The organism is Nocardia pseudovaccinii NBRC 100343 (assembly GCF_001613225.1).
Classification (GTDB): domain Bacteria; phylum Actinomycetota; class Actinomycetes; order Mycobacteriales; family Mycobacteriaceae; genus Nocardia; species Nocardia pseudovaccinii.
In genome coordinates this window covers 1-16,846 of sequence record NZ_BDBY01000269.1, presented here as the reverse complement: position 1 = coordinate 16,846, position 16,846 = coordinate 1, and the positions used below count along the sequence as shown (strand labels likewise).

Genomic DNA, 16,846 nt, shown 5'->3' with positions numbered 1-16,846 from the left:
ACGCCCAACCGGAAGCCAGCAGCGGTCCAACTCCGTGCACGAATGATTCGCCGATTCGGCGGCCTTGCCAGTGGCGGCAGGCGCACAGCGCGGGCGGGGGCACCGGGCTCGCTAGGCTGCACGGTGATGACCGAAACCTTCGTCTACGCCATTCCGATGCGGACCCGGTTCCGCGGCATCACGGTGCGCGAGGGGATGTTGATCAGGGGGCCGCTCGGGTGGGGCGAGTTCTGTCCGTTTCCCGAGTACGACGATCGGGAGGCCGCCAGCTGGTTGGCGACCGCGGTGGAACAGGTGACGGTCGGCTGGCCGGAGCCGGTGCGGGAACTGATTCCGATCAATTGCACGGTGCCCGCTGTCGATCCGGGGCGGGCGCATGCGATCGTGGCCGGGTCCGGATGCCGCACGGCGAAGGTGAAGATCGCAGATCACCCGGATTCGCTGAGTGAGGATCTGGCGCGGGTCGAGGCGGTCCGGGATGCGCTGGGGCCCGATGGCTCGGTTCGGGTGGATGCCAATGCGGTCTGGGATGTCGAGACGGCCGTCACGCATATCAAGCAGATCGACCGTGCCGCAGGCGGTTTGGAGTACGTCGAGCAACCGTGCCGCACTATCGAGGAGCTGGCCGCGGTGCGTCGGCGTGTCGATGTCCGAATCGCCGCCGATGAATCCATCCGCCGCGCCGATGATCCCCTGCGCGTCGCGGTGGCCGGTGCTGCGGATATCGCGGTTCTCAAATGCACCCCGCTGGGCGGTGTCGGCCGCGCACTCCAGGTCGCCGAGGCCGCTGGGCTGCCGTGCGTAGTCTCCTCGGCTCTGGAAACCAGCGTCGGCCTAGCCGCCCAACTCGCACTCGCCGCCGCCCTCCCCGAGCTCGAATTCGCCTGCGGCCTTGGCACTTTGTCGCTCCTCGAAGGCGACCTCGTCCGCGAATCACTTCGCCCCGTCGACGGCTTCATGCCGGTCCCGAAGTCACCACCTACACCCGACCCGGCCCTACTGGAGCAGTACCGCCACCCCGACCCGGAACGAACCCGCTGGTGGGAGGACCGACTTACCCGCGTCCGCGCACTGGCGCCGCCCAAGTGACCGTGTCGCGACATCAGTCGGCAACGGAGAGCAGTGGACCACCGAATGCGGCACCTCCAACAGGTCGGCGTTGCGCAACCGCGGTCGCGCGATCTCGATCGCGTTGGACACGCGAAGGCGGGCGCCACAGCCGAGCATCGCGAGTTCGCATGCCTCGCCCGACAATCAGCCACCGGCGGCCGCAGACACAGCGCGACCAAAAGCAGCGGCGGCCTCAGGTCAAGCGGACACCGCACCCGACCATGCTCGACCGCAGAACCAGCCCAGCTTCCGGCCCGATAATGCCATCGACGAGCTCCAAGTAGCGGCTACAGAACTCGGGTCCGTGCGGGGCCACCGATCCGGCGGCGGGCTCGAGGTGATGGGCCAGTTCGTGCAGAATCACCAATTCGCGCAGAGCCCATGCGGTCGCACCGGTGTACAGCGGAACAGCCAGCACCGCATCGGCGGCCTCGTAGTGCGCGGCGGCGGTTCCGGCGCGGGTGCGGACCCGGACGGGCGTCGCGGCACGGTCCCATTGCGCCCGAATCCAATTGAGACTCAGCACCTTATCGGCGTAGACCTGCACCGATTCGACCGAGGCGAAGCGGCGCTCGATCGGCAGCGTGAGATGTGAACCATAGAGCTCAACCGTGCGGACACCATTTTCATCGGCTCGATCGAATACACTGCGCACCAACTGCTCGGCGTCATAGACCTTGGCGCGCTGGGTATCTCGTGCACTCATCGGGCCCCGCTCACGATTCACACTCATTGTCGCTCACGCCGAATCGGGCAATTGGCATGTCACGCAATGAATTCGCTCATTTCGACCGGCCCGGCAATTGCCCACGCGCAGCACCGAGTTCAGGAGATGTCCCGATTCGCGCCGCCTTCCCCGCCCGATCACCCGCACGCCGGGCCGCGGCGGAATGTCCGGCCGACGCCTGCGGACCGCGCCAGGTACCGCGGGCATCGGAAGTCTTCTTATAAAAGTCGGTGAGCTCGACTTCCTTATTGCGCAGGGCCAATGCCGTTCCCGCCGCCACGGTTTCGGGCACGACCTCGGCCACGACCTCCGCCTTCACCTCGGCCAGTCGTCGGCCGATCCGTGCGGCGAATGCCATCTGAAAGTTCAACCGCGCGGTAACCGCCGCGACCGGCGCTTGCACGCGCCGCTGTACCTTTCGGCCCCAACGTTTCTCCGTGACGAGCTTTTCGACAGTGGCCGAACGATACTGGCCCGATTTGATGTACTGATCCGACGCACGCACCATCTGCACCAGCAGACTGGCATAGAGGGCTGCACACGTATCGATATCGGAATCGAAGCCGTACGCGTAAACCTGCGTGGACGTGCGCGCAACATCGCAGCGCACATCATTGGCCGCGGCGATCGCCACGAACAGCTGCACGTAGGTGCGCAACCCCTTCTTACCTGGTTCGCCGATCGGAATCATCCGCTGCACCGGCGTCGGCCTGCGCTCACGTCCGGCGATATGCGCACGGGCGACCGTGAGGTCGATCGAGGACCTGGTCGCCAACCGCTGGGCCGCGGCCAGAAATGCCTCGGCCTCGTGCTCGTTATCGGTCGATTCGGCTTGGCGCAGCAACCCACCGATCCTGGTGAGCATCCGGTCCGGAACCGCATTCGGCGAAGTCATCGCCAGCCAGCCTAGCCGCATCGCGAGTGACCACCACCGGGCCCGCGGAACCTGGCAGCAGGCCCGTCGACCACACCCACCGAATCCCGAACCTGATCATGCGGTGCCACAGATCCGGCGGAAATCGTGGCTAACGGGTCACGGAATCGAGGAACGCGCGAATGACATCGACCGATTCGTGCGGGGCCTCGAAGGGCCAGAAATGTCCTGTGTCGAACAAGTGCACATCGCTACCCCTCGGCAGCATCTCGACAACATCGGGATCGGTGTAGAACTCGTGCGGCTGCATCGGGTCCTGAGCGCCCTGCAAAATCAGCACCGGCGCCGTCCAGGAGCGGATCAATTCGGCCCGCCGATCGATCCATTCCTGCCGGAATGACGAGGAGTGGAAGTACCGCGGGACGGCCGCGGCGATACCCGGATGGGAGAACTCCTCGATGGTGCGCAGGAGATCCGATGCCGCGACGGGTCGCGCGGCCAGCCAGGTGTAGGCCGAGGCGACGAACCGGCGGGCGTCACCGAGCAGCGTCGGGGCGTCCGCCGACGTGAAGAGTTGCTGCTGCGGATGCAGGCTGGGATGCAGATGCCACAGATGCTGCTGTCCGCGGGCATATCCGGTCACCCGATCGCCGAGCATGGCGACGAGGTGATCGCCGGGCGGGGTGCCGCGGTCGTGCGTCACCAGCGCGAACTCGGCGATCCCGATCGTGTCGAAGAGGGCTTGGAGTTGGCCTGCCACCCCCCGTTGACGGTAATCGCCGGTGCGTTTGCCGGATTGTCCGTAGCCTTTCAAATCGACAGCGACGCAATGATATCGGTCGCTCAGCAACTCCAAGGCGTAATGCCATTGCCACCACGAATCCGGCACACCGTGCAGGAACACGACCGTGGGCGCCGATGGGTCACCGGCCTCCACGTAGTGCCATGTGACGGTCTCGCTGTCACCGGGCGCTTCGACGAACCGGTGTACCACCGTCGTATCGCCGAGCTGCTCGCGTTCACCGTCGGTGTCGGTCCGCACGGGGCCGGGTTCGGGGAGTTGCCCGAGGAGTGTCCCGACACGCTGGAAGAGGTCCTGCGCAGCGCCGCCACCACTGAGTTCGGCACTGAAACGCTGCGGCGGATCGGTATACGTGTGGGCGAAATCCACAGTCATCTCGATGGTTCCTATCCATTGGTGCGTAATTCGGAATGCTCGGCGCGAGGTTCGTCGGCTGCGATCCACCAGCTATCGAAAGCATTCGGGTCCACCTTCGCCGTAGCTGACGAAATCGTCACATGCGATGATTCACGCAGTCAAGGTTTCTGACGAAATATTCAAAACTGATAGGCGTCAGGAGATCGGCTCGCTCGCCCCGGATCCGACCGCAGACGATCGAGCCGAAGGCCCGGCGAAAGAACGAGGTTGCGAGCGACTACGACTTTGCGGCGACAGCGTCCGCCCCGGCTGGACAGTGCCCCTGTTGCGGGCACAATCGCTGCGTCGCATATAACAACCATGTATCTTGCCTTGTGCACCTGCAGGGTGTGCTGCTGCTCACGTCTCGACCCCTTGGAGTGTTCGCGATGGCTTTGAAAAAGGTGACGTCCCTACGTTCGTCGCTCGTACCACGAGCGGCGTTGGCAGCCGCCTCTGTTGCGCTGCTGACGGCGACGTTCACCAGCGCCTGCTCCAGCGATAACGGCGGCAATCCATCCGGTCAGAACCTCACCGGCCGCGGCCCGATCACCTACGTCGAGGGCAAGGACACCACCGAAACCGGCGCGGTCAAGCAGCTGATCGAGCGCTGGAACGCCTCGCACCCGGACGAGCAGGTCACCTTCAAAGAGCAGTCGAACGATGCCTCGCAGCAGTACGACGACCTGGTCGAGCACATGCGCTCCAAGCAGTCCACCTATGACGTGGTCGCACTGGACGTGCCGTGGACCGCGGAATTCGCCGCGAAGGGCTGGATCCAGCCGCTGAAGGACACCTTCAGCCTCGACACCTCGGCCCTGCTGTCCCCGACGGTCGCCAGCGCCACCTACAACAACACGCTTTACGCCGCGCCGCGAAACACCAACGGCGGCTTGCTGTTCTACCGCAAGGATCTGGTGCCGAATCCGCCCAAAACCTGGAGCGAGATGCTGGCACAGTGCCCGATCGCCAAGCAGAACAATATGGGTTGCTACGCGGGCCAGCTCGCACCGTACGAGGGTCTGACGGTGAATGCGGCCGAGGCCATCAACGCCTACGGCGGCACCTTCGTCGGCGCGGACGGCAAGACCCCGACCGTGAACACCCCGCAGGCGCGTGCCGGGCTCAAGGTGCTCGTCGACGCGTACAAGAGCGGCGATATCCCGAAGGAAGCGATCACCTTCAAGGAGCCGGAAAGCGCCAACGCCTTCAACACCGGCAAGCTGCTCTTCATGCGCAACTGGCCGTCCACCTTCGGTGACGCGGGCGCGGAATCCTCCTCGGTCAAGGACAAGTTCGGCGTCGCGCCGCTGCCCGGCGAGAACGGCGTCGGCGCATCGACCCTCGGCGGCTACAACGCGGCGATCAGCGCGTTCTCCAAGAACAAGGCCACCGCGCTCGACTTCCTGCGCTACCTGATCAGCGAGGACGCTCAGCACATCGTCGCGGCCGGTGCGCTGCCGTCGGTGCGCGCGTCGATGTACGACGATCCGGCGCTGATCGCGAAGATGCCGTACCTGCCCGCGCTGAAGGATTCGATCGCCAACGCGGTGCCGCGTCCGGTCACCCCGTTCTACCCGGCGGTGTCGAAGGCTATCCAGGACAACGCTTATGCTGCGTTGAACGGAACCAAGTCCGTCGACGACGCGATCAACGGTATGCAAAAGGGCATCGAGACAGCCGGGTCGTAGCGAGTACTAGAGCGGACCCGACCACCCCGTAGGAGAGAGAAACGGTGTCGGATCCTTCGGGAACGGCCACTCGCGTGCCGAGCGACGGCGATCAGCCGACAAAGCGCGGATTCGGTGGCACCTTGGCATTGGAGTTGCGGCGTTCCGGTAAGGCGTGGTTGTTCGTCACGCCCGTGCTGATCACCCTCGCGGTGGTCGTCGGCTATCCAGTCTTCCGCGCGTTGTACATGTCGTTCCAGAAGGATCCTGGACTCGACCCGGCGACCGGCATGTTCGTCGAGGGCGGCAGCGCAGGCTTCTCGAACTACACGCACTGGCTGCTGCAGCAGTGCCAGGCGGCCGGCGAGACGGTCTCCTGCCCGACCGGCAACCTCGGCTCGCAGTTCTGGCTGGCCATCGGCGTGACGCTGTTCTTCACGGTGATCACGGTGACCCTGGAGGCCACCCTCGGCCTCGGCATGGCCATGGTGATGGGCAAGACTTTCAAGGGCCGGGCGCTGCTGCGCGCGGCGGTGCTGGTGCCGTGGGCGATTCCGACCGCGGTCACCGCCCGGTTGTGGGAGTTCATGTTCCAGTACGACGGCGTGGTGAACCGGGTCTTCGGCACCCACGTGCTGTGGACCTCGGAGGCCTGGCCCGCCCGGTTCGCGGTCATCGCCGCCGATGTCTGGAAGACCACGCCGTTCATGGCATTGCTGCTGCTGGCCGGTCTGCAGGTGATTCCGGCCGATGTGTACGAGGCCGCCAAGGTCGACGGTGCATCGGCCTGGCAGCGCTTCACCCAGATCACGCTGCCGCTGCTCAAGCCCGCGCTGTTGGTCGCGGTGCTGTTCCGCACCATGGACGGACTGCGCCTGTACGACCTGCCCGCGATCATGACGCTCGGCAACCCGTCCACCCGCCCGATTTCGGCGCTGGTGGTCGAACAGGTCCGCCAGGGGCCCAATAGCGCGGCGGCACTGTCGACGATCACCTTCCTGCTGATCTTCGCGGTGGCGTTCCTGCTGGTAAAGGTCTTGGGCGCCAATGCCGTTCGGACCCAGGAAGAACAGCGGGAGGCGCACTGATGACCACCGTGAACACCAAAAAGCCCGCGGCACAGACACCTTGGGCCAAGCGCCTGGGTCCCGTGCGGCTGTATCTGGGTGCGCTGATCGTGCTGGTGTGGGGCCTGGCCCCGTTCTACTGGATGGCCGTGACCGCATTCCGCGATCCGGACTACACCTTCGACAACACGCCGTGGCCCACCCACGTCACCCTGGAGAACTTCCGCAACGCCTTCGACACCAGCCGCGGCAACGACTTCGGCAAGGCGCTGCTCAACAGCGTCATCATCGGCGCGGTGACCACGGCCGTAGCGCTGGTGCTCGGCGTGCTCGCCGCCTACGCACTGGCGCGGCTCACCTTCAAGGGCAAGTACCTGGTCTCCGGGCTCATCCTGTCCGCGTCGATGTTCCCGGTGGTCGTGCTCGTCACCCCGCTTTTCCAGCTGTTCACCAACCTCGGCTGGATCGGCGAATACCAGGCGATGATCATCCCGAACATCTCGTTCGTGCTGCCGATGACCGTCTACATCTTGGCCTCGTTCTTCGCCGAACTGCCATGGGAACTCGAGGAAGCCGCCCGCATCGATGGTGCGACCAAGATGCAGGCGTTCCGGCTGGTCATGCTGCCGTTGGCGGCGCCCGCGGTATTCACCACCGCGATCCTGGCGTTCATCGCCTCGGTCAACGAATATCTGCTGGCCCGCCTGCTCTCCAGCGATAAGACCGAACCGGTGACCGTCGCGATCGCGCGCTTCTCCGGTAACAATCCGCTCGTGCAGCCGTACGCCGCGATCATGGCCGCGGGCACGATGGTCACGATTCCGCTGGTCATCATGGTGCTGCTGTTCCAGCGCCGGATCATCTCCGGTCTCACGGCGGGTGGCGTGAAAAGCTAGTACGCCTGTCGTATGGGTTGAATCCCGTTGCGGCGGTAATACTCGGCGTATACGATCTCTGGTCATTTCCGATCGTGTCCTGTGCAGGTGAGTTTTACCGACGCTCCGGGAGGAGATGATCGTGAGCTCGTTCGGCAAGCGGCGACGCGGCGGCAGTCGCCGGGGCAGACCGATGCCCGCACCCTATGCCTCGGTCGCGGGATTCAGCGAGCACAACTTCGGGACGTCACGACGCAAGGGCAGGCCCCGACCGCCCGGCTCTTCGAAACCGTCTCGGCCGCAACCGACCCCGGCGAATCGACCGCAGCGCACCAGGGGCGAACGCTTCCGACGGCTACTGCTCGCCCTGTTCATCACCTTCGTCGCGGTGCCGTCGCTGCTGTTCGTGCTGGTCTACTGGAGCGCCGAAATCCCGGATCCCGATTCGGTGCAGACCAATCAGATCGCCACCATCCTGGCCGCCGACGGAACCACAGTGATCGCGAAAGTTGTCCCGCCCGATGGCAATCGGATTCCGGTACCGCTGTCGGAGGTGCCCAAACCGGTGCGCGATGCGGTGCTCTCGGCCGAGGACCGCAACTTCTATACCAACCCCGGCTACTCGACCAGCGGATTCCTGCGCGCCGCGCGGGACAATGTGCTCGGCAAAGAGGATGCGGGCGGCGGCTCCACCATCACTCAGCAGTATGTGAAGAATGCCTTCCTCGGGTCCCAACGCACCCTGACCAGGAAGATGCGCGAGCTGATCATCGCCGCCAAAATGGCGCGGCAATGGAGTAAAGACGACATCCTCGCCGCCTACCTCAACACCATCTATTACGGGCGCGGCGCGTACGGGATCTCGTCGGCCGCGAAGGCCTACTTCAACAAGTCGGTGCCGGAGCTGACGCTCGCCGAAGGCACGGTACTGGCCTCGGTCATCCGCACCCCATCGATCCTGGATCCGGAAACCCATCTCGCCGATCTGACCGCGCGCTGGAAGTACGTGCTCGAAGGCATGGTCGAGATGGGTGCGCTCGCGCCGGGCGAGCGTGATGCGACGGTATTCCCGCCGATCGTCCCGATCACCGAAATCCCGGACGTCAACGCGGCCCGCGGCCCTGAAGGCCTGATCCGCAGCCAGGTGCTGCGGGAACTGCGCAGTGCGGGCATCAGCGAGCGAGAACTGAATACCGGGGCATTGCAGATCACCACCACCATCGATACCAAGGCACAGCAGGCCGCACTCGACGCGATCCACGATCGACTCGACCCGCAGCCGCCGGAACTGCGTGGCGCGGTGGTTTCGATCGACCCGCGCTCCGGCGCGGTCCGCGCCTACTACGGCGGCGCCGACGGTTTCGGCTTCGATTTCGCGCAGGCGCCGCTGCAGACCGGCTCCGCATTCAAGGTCTTCGCGGTAATCGCGGCACTGCGGCAGAGCATTCCGCTCACCCGGACGCTCGACAGTTCACCGGTGACCGATCGCGGTACCACGATCACCAATGTGGACGGCGAATCGTGCGGCAAATGCAGCATGGCCGAGGCGCTGAAGCGATCGCTGAACACCAGTTTCTATCGACTGACGATGTCGATGTCCGACGGCCCCGAGGCAATTGCCGATGCCGCCCATCAGGCCGGTATCCCCGAAGAGATTCCGGGTGTGGCCGGTAAGACGCTCGCCGAGGACGACGGGCACCCGCTCAACGGAATCGTGTTGGGCCAGTATCTGGTTCGCCCCATCGATATGGCATCGGCCTACGCGACGATCGCCAATTCCGGTGTCTACCACCAGCCCTACTTCGTGCAGCGAGTGGTCGCGGGCGACGGCCGCGTCCTGCTGGATCGGGGTGGACCCGACAAACAGACCGGCAAGCAGCTGCCGCCCGGCCAGCAGCGCATACCGCGCGGCGTCGCCGACAGTACCGCCGGGGCGATGATCCCGATCGCCGCATATTCCAACGGGCACAGCCTGTCCGGCGGACGCCCCTCGGCCGCCAAGACCGGCACCACCCAGCTCGGTGAGTCGAAAGAGAACAAGGACGCGTGGATGATCGGCTTCACCCCGTCGCTGTCCACGGCGGTCTGGGTCGGCACCGAACAGTCCCAGCCCATCGAAACCGCACGCGGCACCGACATCTATGGCTCCGGTCTGCCCGCCGACATCTGGAAGCAGGTGATGGACGACGCGCTCGACGGCACCCCGATCGAGCAGTTCCCGGCAGCCGGATCATCGCAAGGCGGCCCGCCGACCGCGAGCAAACCCTCCGGCGGCAGCTACGACATCCTGAATCCGCCGACCAGCACCTCCGCCGCACCGGTGATCATCATTCCACCCGCACCGGAGCCCTCGAAGGAAGTCGAAATCTTCCCCGGATTCAGTATTCCGGTGCCGGGCTGAACAAAACTGCTCGGTTCGCTATGAATGTGCGTCGACCGGGGCCATGGGAACGGATGACGTGGCAGCATCGTTTGCCAGAGTGAAGTGAGCGCGCGCGCCGGAACCGAAACCAGGCCGACGCCGACGTCGCGAGATCGATGAGGAAGGATATGCGCTCGAGCGACGACACGCGGCGCGAGCGTCAGGCCCGGAAGTAGCTTCCGCGGCCACGGGGGCCCGGGAGCGCCGCCAATTGGAGACAGACTAGACATAGGGGCACGCCGGTGGATTTCAATGTCGTTGACCGTCCCGAGACGCTCGTGGCGGGCACAGTGCTGCGCAGCCCGGCGCTCGCGGTCGAGGGACCGCGCCGCGCCAAGGTCGAGGAGGCGTGGAAACGCAATCTGGCCCGCAAGCTGCCCGGCCCGCCGACGACCGCGTATGTGGACCACGCGCCGGAGATCAACTCCTACCTGACACATATCGTCGGCTACCGCTGCCACACCCTCGCGGATCTGCTACCGGGCGATGTGCTCGCCCGAGTACCCGCGGGACGGTTCGCCCGATTCACGCTCAGCGGCGACAATCTCGGCGACACCATCGTGACCATCTGGCGGGCGGTATGGGATGCCGAGGCCGCCGGACGATTGGTGCGCGGCTATACCGGTGACGTGGAACATTATCCGGACGCACGCACGGCCGAAGTATTCGTGGCACTGGCACACGAACCGGTCGACGGTTAGGAACAGCTGTGGACTTCGAAATTGTCACATTGGACGAAAGCCTGGTCGCCGGACTCACGGTCCCGCTGGCCGGACGCGAGGTGACCGCCCGCGACCTGGACCTGGTGAACTTTACTTGGGACCGGTATCTGGCGCGGGAGAAGAATGTGCCGCGGGTCGCGGCCTATATCGGGCAGAACGATCACGCCGTCGCGATTCTGGGCTACGAGGTCGCCGAGATGGACGATATGGATGCCGGAGATGTGCTGACCCGGGTCCCGACCGGACGGTATGCGAAATTCGTTGTCTCCGACAAGCCCTACGATCTGCTGCGCACCGCATGGGCGCAGGTCCGCAAGGCCGAGAGCGCGGGCACCATCACCCGCTCGCACACCGCAGAACTCGAGCGCTACACCGGACCGACCTCCGTCGAGGTCTACGTCTCGCTCGACTGACCGCTCACCCCGTCGAGGGTAGTCAAATGGTCGCTCAAAACCCTGGTCACAACCACCATTTGCCTACCCTCGACGAACGCTCGAGCAGGCAACCACAACCGGTCGACCGGGCTGGAAGGTGTGGGCCCGACCGCCTGACCACGGCAGGTAGGTCGAGTACGGCACATGATGCGCCCAGCACGGCCCGGTAAACCACGGGGACGGCGAGCCATCCGAGGGCAGCCGAACCCGATATGTCGGTGCAGGACAACAGGCCCCACCGCAGCCCGACCAACCCAAAGGGACGAGACCGGGCTGCGGCAACGCGAAGCCGGGCCGGAGATTTGCACCCCGGCCCGGCTTTACTCGTCAGTGCGTCTGATTACTCAGCGCCGATGATGAACGCTTCCAGCTGGGCGCGCGCGATGTCGTCTGCCAGCTGCTTCGGCGGGGACTTCATCAGGTAGGCCGAGGCCGGGAGCACGGGGCCGCCGATGCCGCGGTCCTTGGCGATCTTCGCGGCGCGCACCGCGTCGATGATGATGCCCGCCGAGTTCGGCGAATCCCACACCTCGAGCTTGTACTCCAGGTTCAGCGGCACATCACCGAAGGCACGACCCTCGAGACGCACATAGGCCCACTTGCGGTCGTCGAGCCAGCCGACGTGATCGGACGGGCCGATGTGCACATCGTTGGCGCCCAGTTCCTTCTTCAGGTTGCTGGTGACGGCCTGGGTCTTGGAGATCTTCTTCGACTCCAGGCGCTCGCGCTCGAGCATGTTCTTGAAGTCCATATTGCCGCCGACGTTCAGCTGCATGGTGCGGTCGAGCTGCACGCCGCGGTCCTCGAACAGCTTGGCCATCACGCGGTGGGTGATGGTGGCGCCGACCTGGCTCTTGATGTCGTCGCCGACGATGGGAACGCCTGCCTTGGTGAACTTTTCGGCCCACACCGGATCGGAGGCGATGAACACCGGCAGCGCGTTGACGAAGGCCACATTGGCGTCGATGGCGCACTGGGCGTAGAACTTGTCCGCCTCTTCCGAGCCGACGGGCAGGTAGGAGACCAGGACGTCGACCTTGTTGTCCTTCAGCACCTTCACGACGTCGACCGGCTGCGCCTCGGACAGCTCGATGGTCTCGGCGTAGTACTTGCCGATACCGTCCAGCGTCGGACCGCGCTGGACGACAACGTCGCTCGGCGGCACATCGGAGATCTTGATGGTGTTGTTCTCGCTGGCGAAGATCGCCTCGGCCAGGTCGAAGCCGACCTTCTTGGCGTCGACGTCGAACGCGGCGACGAATTTCACATCGCGCACGTGATACCGGCCGAACTTGACGTGCATGAGGCCGGGGACGGTGGAGGTCTCGTCCGCGTCCTTGTAGTACTGCACGCCCTGGACCAGCGAGGAAGCGCAGTTACCCACGCCGACGATGGCGACGCGGACCTCGGGGATGGCAGGAGGCGAAGCCGACGGGGTGGGCGAATTCGTGGCGTTGTCAGCCTTGTTGTCTTCACTCATGGCCGATATTTCCCTCTTTCTGTGGTGCCGCCTTCGTCGATTGCTCCGCCGCAATCAACTCGTTGAGCCAGCGCACTTCGCGCTCGCTTGATTCCAGACCGAGCTGGTGGAGCTGGCGGGTGTAGCGATCCAGCGAGCCACTGGCCTTCTTGATCGCCTCCCGCAGACCCTCTCGGCGCTCCTCGACCTGCCGTCGCCTGCCCTCCAGAATCCGCATCCGCGCTTCCGCGGGGGTACGGCTGAAAAACGCCAGGTGGACGCCGAAGCCGTCGTCGGTGTAGTTCTGCGGTCCGGTATCGGCGAGCAGTTCGGTGAACCGCTCCCGCCCGGCCGGAGTCAGTTGATAGACCCGTCGCGCACGACGGGTGACGCCCGCGACGTTCTCCTCGGCGATCAGCCCATCGGTCTGCATGCGACGCAGCGTCGGATAGAGCGATCCGTAGGAGAAGGCCCGAAACGGCCCGAGCAGTCCGGTCAGCCGCTTGCGCAGCTCGTACCCGTGCATGGGCGCTTCGAGGAGCAGCCCGAGGATTGCCAGCTCGAGCATCGGGCTTCACCCCCTGACTGTGTGTGCAGACCTAACCGATGGATGCGACTTCCCACTATATCGGAGCGATATAAACGTGCATAGTCGTCGGCGATATAAAGCACTGTCTGCGCAGGTAGACCGACGGTGGGAAGCCGGGGCTCCCCACCGTCGGTGCCGACGTTCTCGCTAGTCGATACCGAATGGCGCGGCGTAGCGCACCGTGCCGCGCGGTAGCGGTCGCGCCGGATCGAGCGTCAGTGCCATCAACGCCTCGTCCGGCACCTCGATGCTCAGGCCGATGCCGAACTCCGACGCCTTCTCGAAGCCGAAGCGCGGGTAGTAGGTCGGATGCCCGAGCACGATGACGAATGCCTCGCCCAATTGCTCCGCCGCCGCGAGACCTGCCCGGATTGCCGCGGCACCGGCTCCGGACGTCTGATATTCGGGCAGCACCGCGCACGGTCCGAGACACAGCGCAGGCGCGCTGTCGACGTGGCAGCGAGTCAGCAGCGCGTAGCCGACCGGAGTGTCGTCCGGCAGCGTGCTGACGATGGACAGTCCATGGATCCAGGCCGGGTCGGCGCGCAGTGCGTCGACCAGATCGGCCTCATCGGGTCGATCGAAGGCCGCCTGGTTGATCACGTGGATCGCGGGGATATCGGCATCGGTTTCGGCGCGCGTGCGCCAATCGATGGAGGAATTCAACTCGGATTCTCCGTATTCGTATGGTTCGGGCCCGATTTCGGACACGGCACCACCGTCACGCGAACCAGACGGCTCGCGGCACGAACGCCGGATGAGCAGCGATCAGACCGGGACCCGGGACATCTGAACAGTCCGGGCGTCGTGCGCGACGGCGGTCTTCGGTGCGGTCATCCCGCCCCACCTCCTCGGGCTGTACATCGGGTCGAATACGAACAAGGAATGCTAGCGCGCCCGGTTGTGACGGGCCAGCGAATTACGGCCGCCGCGAATCGCGCCGACTCCTCGTCAGCGACTGGGTGGGAAGACTTGCAATGGCTCCCCCGTTACCGTCGCTGTCAGATAGCCCGACGCACCCGCTTGGTTCTTCGCGTAGATCGAGACAGCGGCGTCCGAATCACTACGGCCCGGCGGGAATTCGATCGAGGCGTGCGTGATCGCGCCGCCGGTCTCGAGCGACTGCGGCGCACCGGCCAGCAGCCCGGCGATAGCACGCAGATCGATGCTCGCGAGATCGAAAGTGCGCACGTCGGCCTTGCGCCCATTGCTGGTGGTGTAGTCGTGGAATCTGCCGTCGTAGCGATATCGCACGGTCTCGGTCGGATCGCCTGCCGCCTGCCGCTCGAAGAGCGCGTAGTCGGGATACAGGGTGACCTCGTCGACCTTCGTATCGCCGAACTCGGCGCGATATTCATCGATGAAGTACGCGAGGCCGCTCCCCGTGGTGAGCACCGGCACATGCTCCGACGACCCGAACACTCCGGACTCGTTCGAAGCGCAGCTCGCGATGCCGCCCACCGCCGCACCGACGGCCGCCGCACCAGCGATGAACGCCATTGGCGCGAGCCACCGCCGCGGCCGACGGCGATCGACTCGAATAACCGGAGCGTCAACGAGATTCCGCGGAATCTGCAGATCGCCGATCAGCTCGTCCAGCTCACCGAATGCCTTGGCGCGCATGGCCTGCGCGGTGCGTTCGGCGTGTTCGTCATCGGTCAGCTGACCATCGGCCAGCGCCGCGTCGAGCAGTCCGCAGACATCGGCCCGATCGGTATCGCGGGCCCGGATTCCGCTGTAGCGCGTCGTCGCCATCGACCATCACCCTTGGAACGGCCAGGCGCGAACAACCTGCCCCGCCGGAGTCAGCACGTAGTACCCGGATTCGTTGAATTGGTTGCCCGCGAAGATCTGCACGACGGTCGCACCCTTCGCGCTGCCGAAAGAGCTATAGGTACCGGTGGTGTCGACTTCCACATCCATATGCGTGACAACTCCGTTCGGCACCTTCAACGCGGTGGGCGCGGTTGCCATCAAGTCCGACACAGCAGCGATGTTCAGCTGCGCCAGATCGGCGGCGGGCGTATCGGTCTTGCGAGTGACGGGGGCACCGCTCTGCGCGAATCCGCCGCGGTAGTCGTAGCGGACCTGCCGATTCAGCTGGCCGGGTACCGCGCGCGTCACCGTGGCGTAATCGCCGAACAGGGTCAGTTGATCGGCCTGCAGATCACCGAACTTCTCCCGGTACTTCGTCAGGAAGTGCGTAAGCCCTTCGCGGGTGAGCAGATTCGGCGTCGCGACCACCACCGGTTGCACCGCACCTAGATCGGGCACCGCGGCGCCGACATGTGCGACGGGTGGCGCATCCGGTGTCGCGGCACCGCTGGTCAGCGCGAAAGCGGCGACGGCGGCACAGACCGACGCGGCGGTCACACCGATCACATACCACCGTCGGCGATTCGATCGAGGTGGCGCGGGCGGCAACGGCGCATCGGTCGGCCGTTGCAAGTCATCGACCAGATCGGCCAAATCGCCGAGTGTCTTGGCCCCTTGCGCCAATTCGCCGAGGGCCTGATGCTCCTCTTCGGTGAGCTGACCGTCCCGGCGGGCGCTGTCGAGTACCTGCCCGGTTGTGTCGCGATCGGCATCGCGGGCTCGGGTGTGATCGGGATAACGGCCCGTGGAACCGGGGCGGCGCAAGGGGTTTCGCGTCGGTGTCGGCGCACCCGGTACCAGATCGCGCACCGCCGAAGGGACCTGGAGATCGCGGGTGAGCCGGTCGAGATCGGCGATGGTCTTGGCGGTCTCGGCCCGCGCGGTACGGTCGCGATATTCATCGGCGCCGAGCTGGCCTTCGGCGTAGGCGGCATCCAGCACGCTGGACGCGTTGGCACGGTCGAGGTCACGCGCTCGCATACGTCCGGATGCTGCCGTTGACCGCCCGGATGTAGCGGGGGACACGGAAGAATCGTAATCCGCAGACGCCGGTAACGCCCCAGTTCAACCATGAATACCGGTCGGTCGATCCCGCACAGCCCAGCGCGGCCCGCGCGCGTCCCCGCTACTCTGGTTCTCGTGCGAATTCAGCGACAGGTGGTCGACTACGCTCTCAAGCGTCGTTCGCTGCTCGCTGACGTCTATGCGGGCCGTGTCGATGTTGCCGAGGTTTGCGATGCCAATCCCTACCTTTTACGTGCGGCGAAGTTCCACGGTCGGGGGAGCGAGGTCACATGCCCGATCTGCCGGAAAGAGCAATTGACGCTCGTATCCTGGGTCTACGGCGACGGCGTCGGCCCGATGGCGGGTTCGGCTCGCACACCAGAGGAATTGATACGCCTCGCCGAGACTCGCGAGGAGTTCTCGGTCCATGTCGTCGAGGTATGCCGGAGCTGCAGCTGGAATCATCTGGTGCAGTCCTATGTGCTCGGTACCGCTCCGTCGCCCACGCGGCGGCGCACGGGCACCAGGGCCAACCGGCGCACCGCAGCCGAATGATGTGCCAGGTCATCTGCCCGTCGGGTGACACGCGGAGCCTCGACGTGTCCGCCGCGGCGATAATCGCCGCACCGCGCCCCGCAGACCCTTACGAGTTATGGAGATCTTGTCAGTGAATTCGCCCTACGAGACTTCCCCCTACGGCGATGAACCGCACGGCGGCCGCACTCAGCGAAGTTCACCTCAGCCTCCGAACCCGTATCCCGGTCAGCGACCGGCCGGTCCCCCACCCGGTCGGCCCGGTCCCGGTGGTCCGCGGCCGCC

At 65.4% G+C, this 16,846-nt stretch carries 16 protein-coding genes; 8 read left to right on the top strand and 8 right to left on the bottom strand.

Going from position 1 to position 16,846, the window contains the following annotated elements; all coding sequences use genetic code 11:
- The first annotated feature begins 126 nt into the window (after window positions 1-126).
- The gene (locus tag NP3_RS33295) at window positions 127-1,089 is read left to right on the top strand and encodes an o-succinylbenzoate synthase (protein ID WP_063045709.1); all 963 of its coding nucleotides are present in this window, start codon (window positions 127-129) and stop codon (window positions 1,087-1,089) included.
- 214 nt (window positions 1,090-1,303) lie between these two features.
- On the opposite strand, the gene NP3_RS33290 is transcribed toward NP3_RS33295, so the two are convergent.
- The 3 genes from NP3_RS33290 to NP3_RS33280 all read right to left on the bottom strand — a co-directional run bounded on the left by NP3_RS33290 (window position 1,304) and on the right by NP3_RS33280 (window position 3,888).
- A complete protein-coding gene (locus NP3_RS33290; protein ID WP_063045708.1) occupies window positions 1,304-1,816 on the bottom strand; it encodes a TIGR04338 family metallohydrolase in 513 nt (170 codons plus the stop codon).
- Window positions 1,817-1,892: 76 nt separating this feature from the next.
- The gene (locus NP3_RS33285; RefSeq protein ID WP_174566293.1) at window positions 1,893-2,732 is read right to left on the bottom strand and encodes a DUF2786 domain-containing protein; all 840 of its coding nucleotides are present in this window, start codon (window positions 2,730-2,732) and stop codon (window positions 1,893-1,895) included.
- A gap of 130 nt (window positions 2,733-2,862) precedes the next feature.
- Window positions 2,863-3,888 carry an alpha/beta fold hydrolase gene (locus NP3_RS33280; protein WP_063045707.1) on the bottom strand — a complete coding sequence of 342 codons (1,026 nt, stop codon included), beginning with the start codon at window positions 3,886-3,888 and terminating at the stop codon, window positions 2,863-2,865.
- A 410-nt stretch (window positions 3,889-4,298) separates the two neighbouring features.
- Between NP3_RS33280 and NP3_RS33275 the strand changes: the two genes are divergently transcribed.
- The 6 genes from NP3_RS33275 to NP3_RS33250 all read left to right on the top strand — a co-directional run bounded on the left by NP3_RS33275 (window position 4,299) and on the right by NP3_RS33250 (window position 11,078).
- Complete coding sequence (locus NP3_RS33275) at window positions 4,299-5,600, top strand: ABC transporter substrate-binding protein (protein WP_063045715.1); 1,302 nt, start codon at window positions 4,299-4,301, stop codon at window positions 5,598-5,600.
- Window positions 5,601-5,644: 44 nt separating this feature from the next.
- Entirely contained in the window at window positions 5,645-6,667 is a 1,023-nt protein-coding gene (locus NP3_RS33270; RefSeq protein ID WP_084509351.1) for a carbohydrate ABC transporter permease, read from the top strand.
- Window positions 6,667-7,542: a carbohydrate ABC transporter permease gene (locus tag NP3_RS33265; protein WP_084509349.1), complete on the top strand. Its 876-nt coding sequence runs from the start codon at window positions 6,667-6,669 to the stop codon at window positions 7,540-7,542. Before NP3_RS33270 ends, NP3_RS33265 begins: the two co-directional genes overlap by 1 nt.
- A 115-nt stretch (window positions 7,543-7,657) precedes the next feature.
- Window positions 7,658-9,922: a transglycosylase domain-containing protein gene (locus NP3_RS33260; protein ID WP_063045706.1), complete on the top strand. Its 2,265-nt coding sequence runs from the start codon at window positions 7,658-7,660 to the stop codon at window positions 9,920-9,922.
- A gap of 263 nt (window positions 9,923-10,185) precedes the next feature.
- Window positions 10,186-10,644, top strand: a complete 459-nt coding sequence (locus NP3_RS33255) for a GyrI-like domain-containing protein (protein WP_063045705.1) — start codon at window positions 10,186-10,188, stop codon at window positions 10,642-10,644.
- Window positions 10,645-10,652: 8 nt separating this feature from the next.
- On the top strand, window positions 10,653-11,078 hold the full coding sequence (locus tag NP3_RS33250) for a GyrI-like domain-containing protein (protein ID WP_040697421.1): 426 nt from the start codon (window positions 10,653-10,655) through the stop codon (window positions 11,076-11,078).
- 361 nt (window positions 11,079-11,439) lie between these two features.
- Here NP3_RS33250 and NP3_RS33245 read toward each other — a convergent pair whose 3' ends face one another.
- The 5 genes from NP3_RS33245 to NP3_RS49380 form a co-directional block, all read right to left on the bottom strand.
- Window positions 11,440-12,579, bottom strand: a complete 1,140-nt coding sequence (locus NP3_RS33245) for an inositol-3-phosphate synthase (protein WP_245721216.1) — start codon at window positions 12,577-12,579, stop codon at window positions 11,440-11,442.
- A complete protein-coding gene (locus NP3_RS33240) occupies window positions 12,572-13,126 on the bottom strand; it encodes a PadR family transcriptional regulator (protein WP_040697429.1) in 555 nt (184 codons plus the stop codon). Before NP3_RS33240 ends, NP3_RS33245 begins: the two co-directional genes overlap by 8 nt.
- Before the next feature lie 168 nt (window positions 13,127-13,294).
- Window positions 13,295-13,849 carry a GNAT family N-acetyltransferase gene (locus NP3_RS33235; RefSeq protein ID WP_245721217.1) on the bottom strand — a complete coding sequence of 185 codons (555 nt, stop codon included), beginning with the start codon at window positions 13,847-13,849 and terminating at the stop codon, window positions 13,295-13,297.
- Between the two features lie 249 nt (window positions 13,850-14,098).
- Window positions 14,099-14,902: a DUF1707 SHOCT-like domain-containing protein gene (locus NP3_RS33230; RefSeq protein WP_063045704.1), complete on the bottom strand. Its 804-nt coding sequence runs from the start codon at window positions 14,900-14,902 to the stop codon at window positions 14,099-14,101.
- A gap of 6 nt (window positions 14,903-14,908) precedes the next feature.
- A complete protein-coding gene (locus NP3_RS49380; RefSeq protein WP_063045703.1) occupies window positions 14,909-16,003 on the bottom strand; it encodes a DUF1707 SHOCT-like domain-containing protein in 1,095 nt (364 codons plus the stop codon).
- A gap of 159 nt (window positions 16,004-16,162) precedes the next feature.
- Between NP3_RS49380 and NP3_RS33220 the strand changes: the two genes are divergently transcribed.
- Window positions 16,163-16,582, top strand: a complete 420-nt coding sequence (locus tag NP3_RS33220) for a DUF5318 domain-containing protein (protein WP_169814622.1) — start codon at window positions 16,163-16,165, stop codon at window positions 16,580-16,582.
- Window positions 16,583-16,846 lie beyond the last annotated feature (264 nt).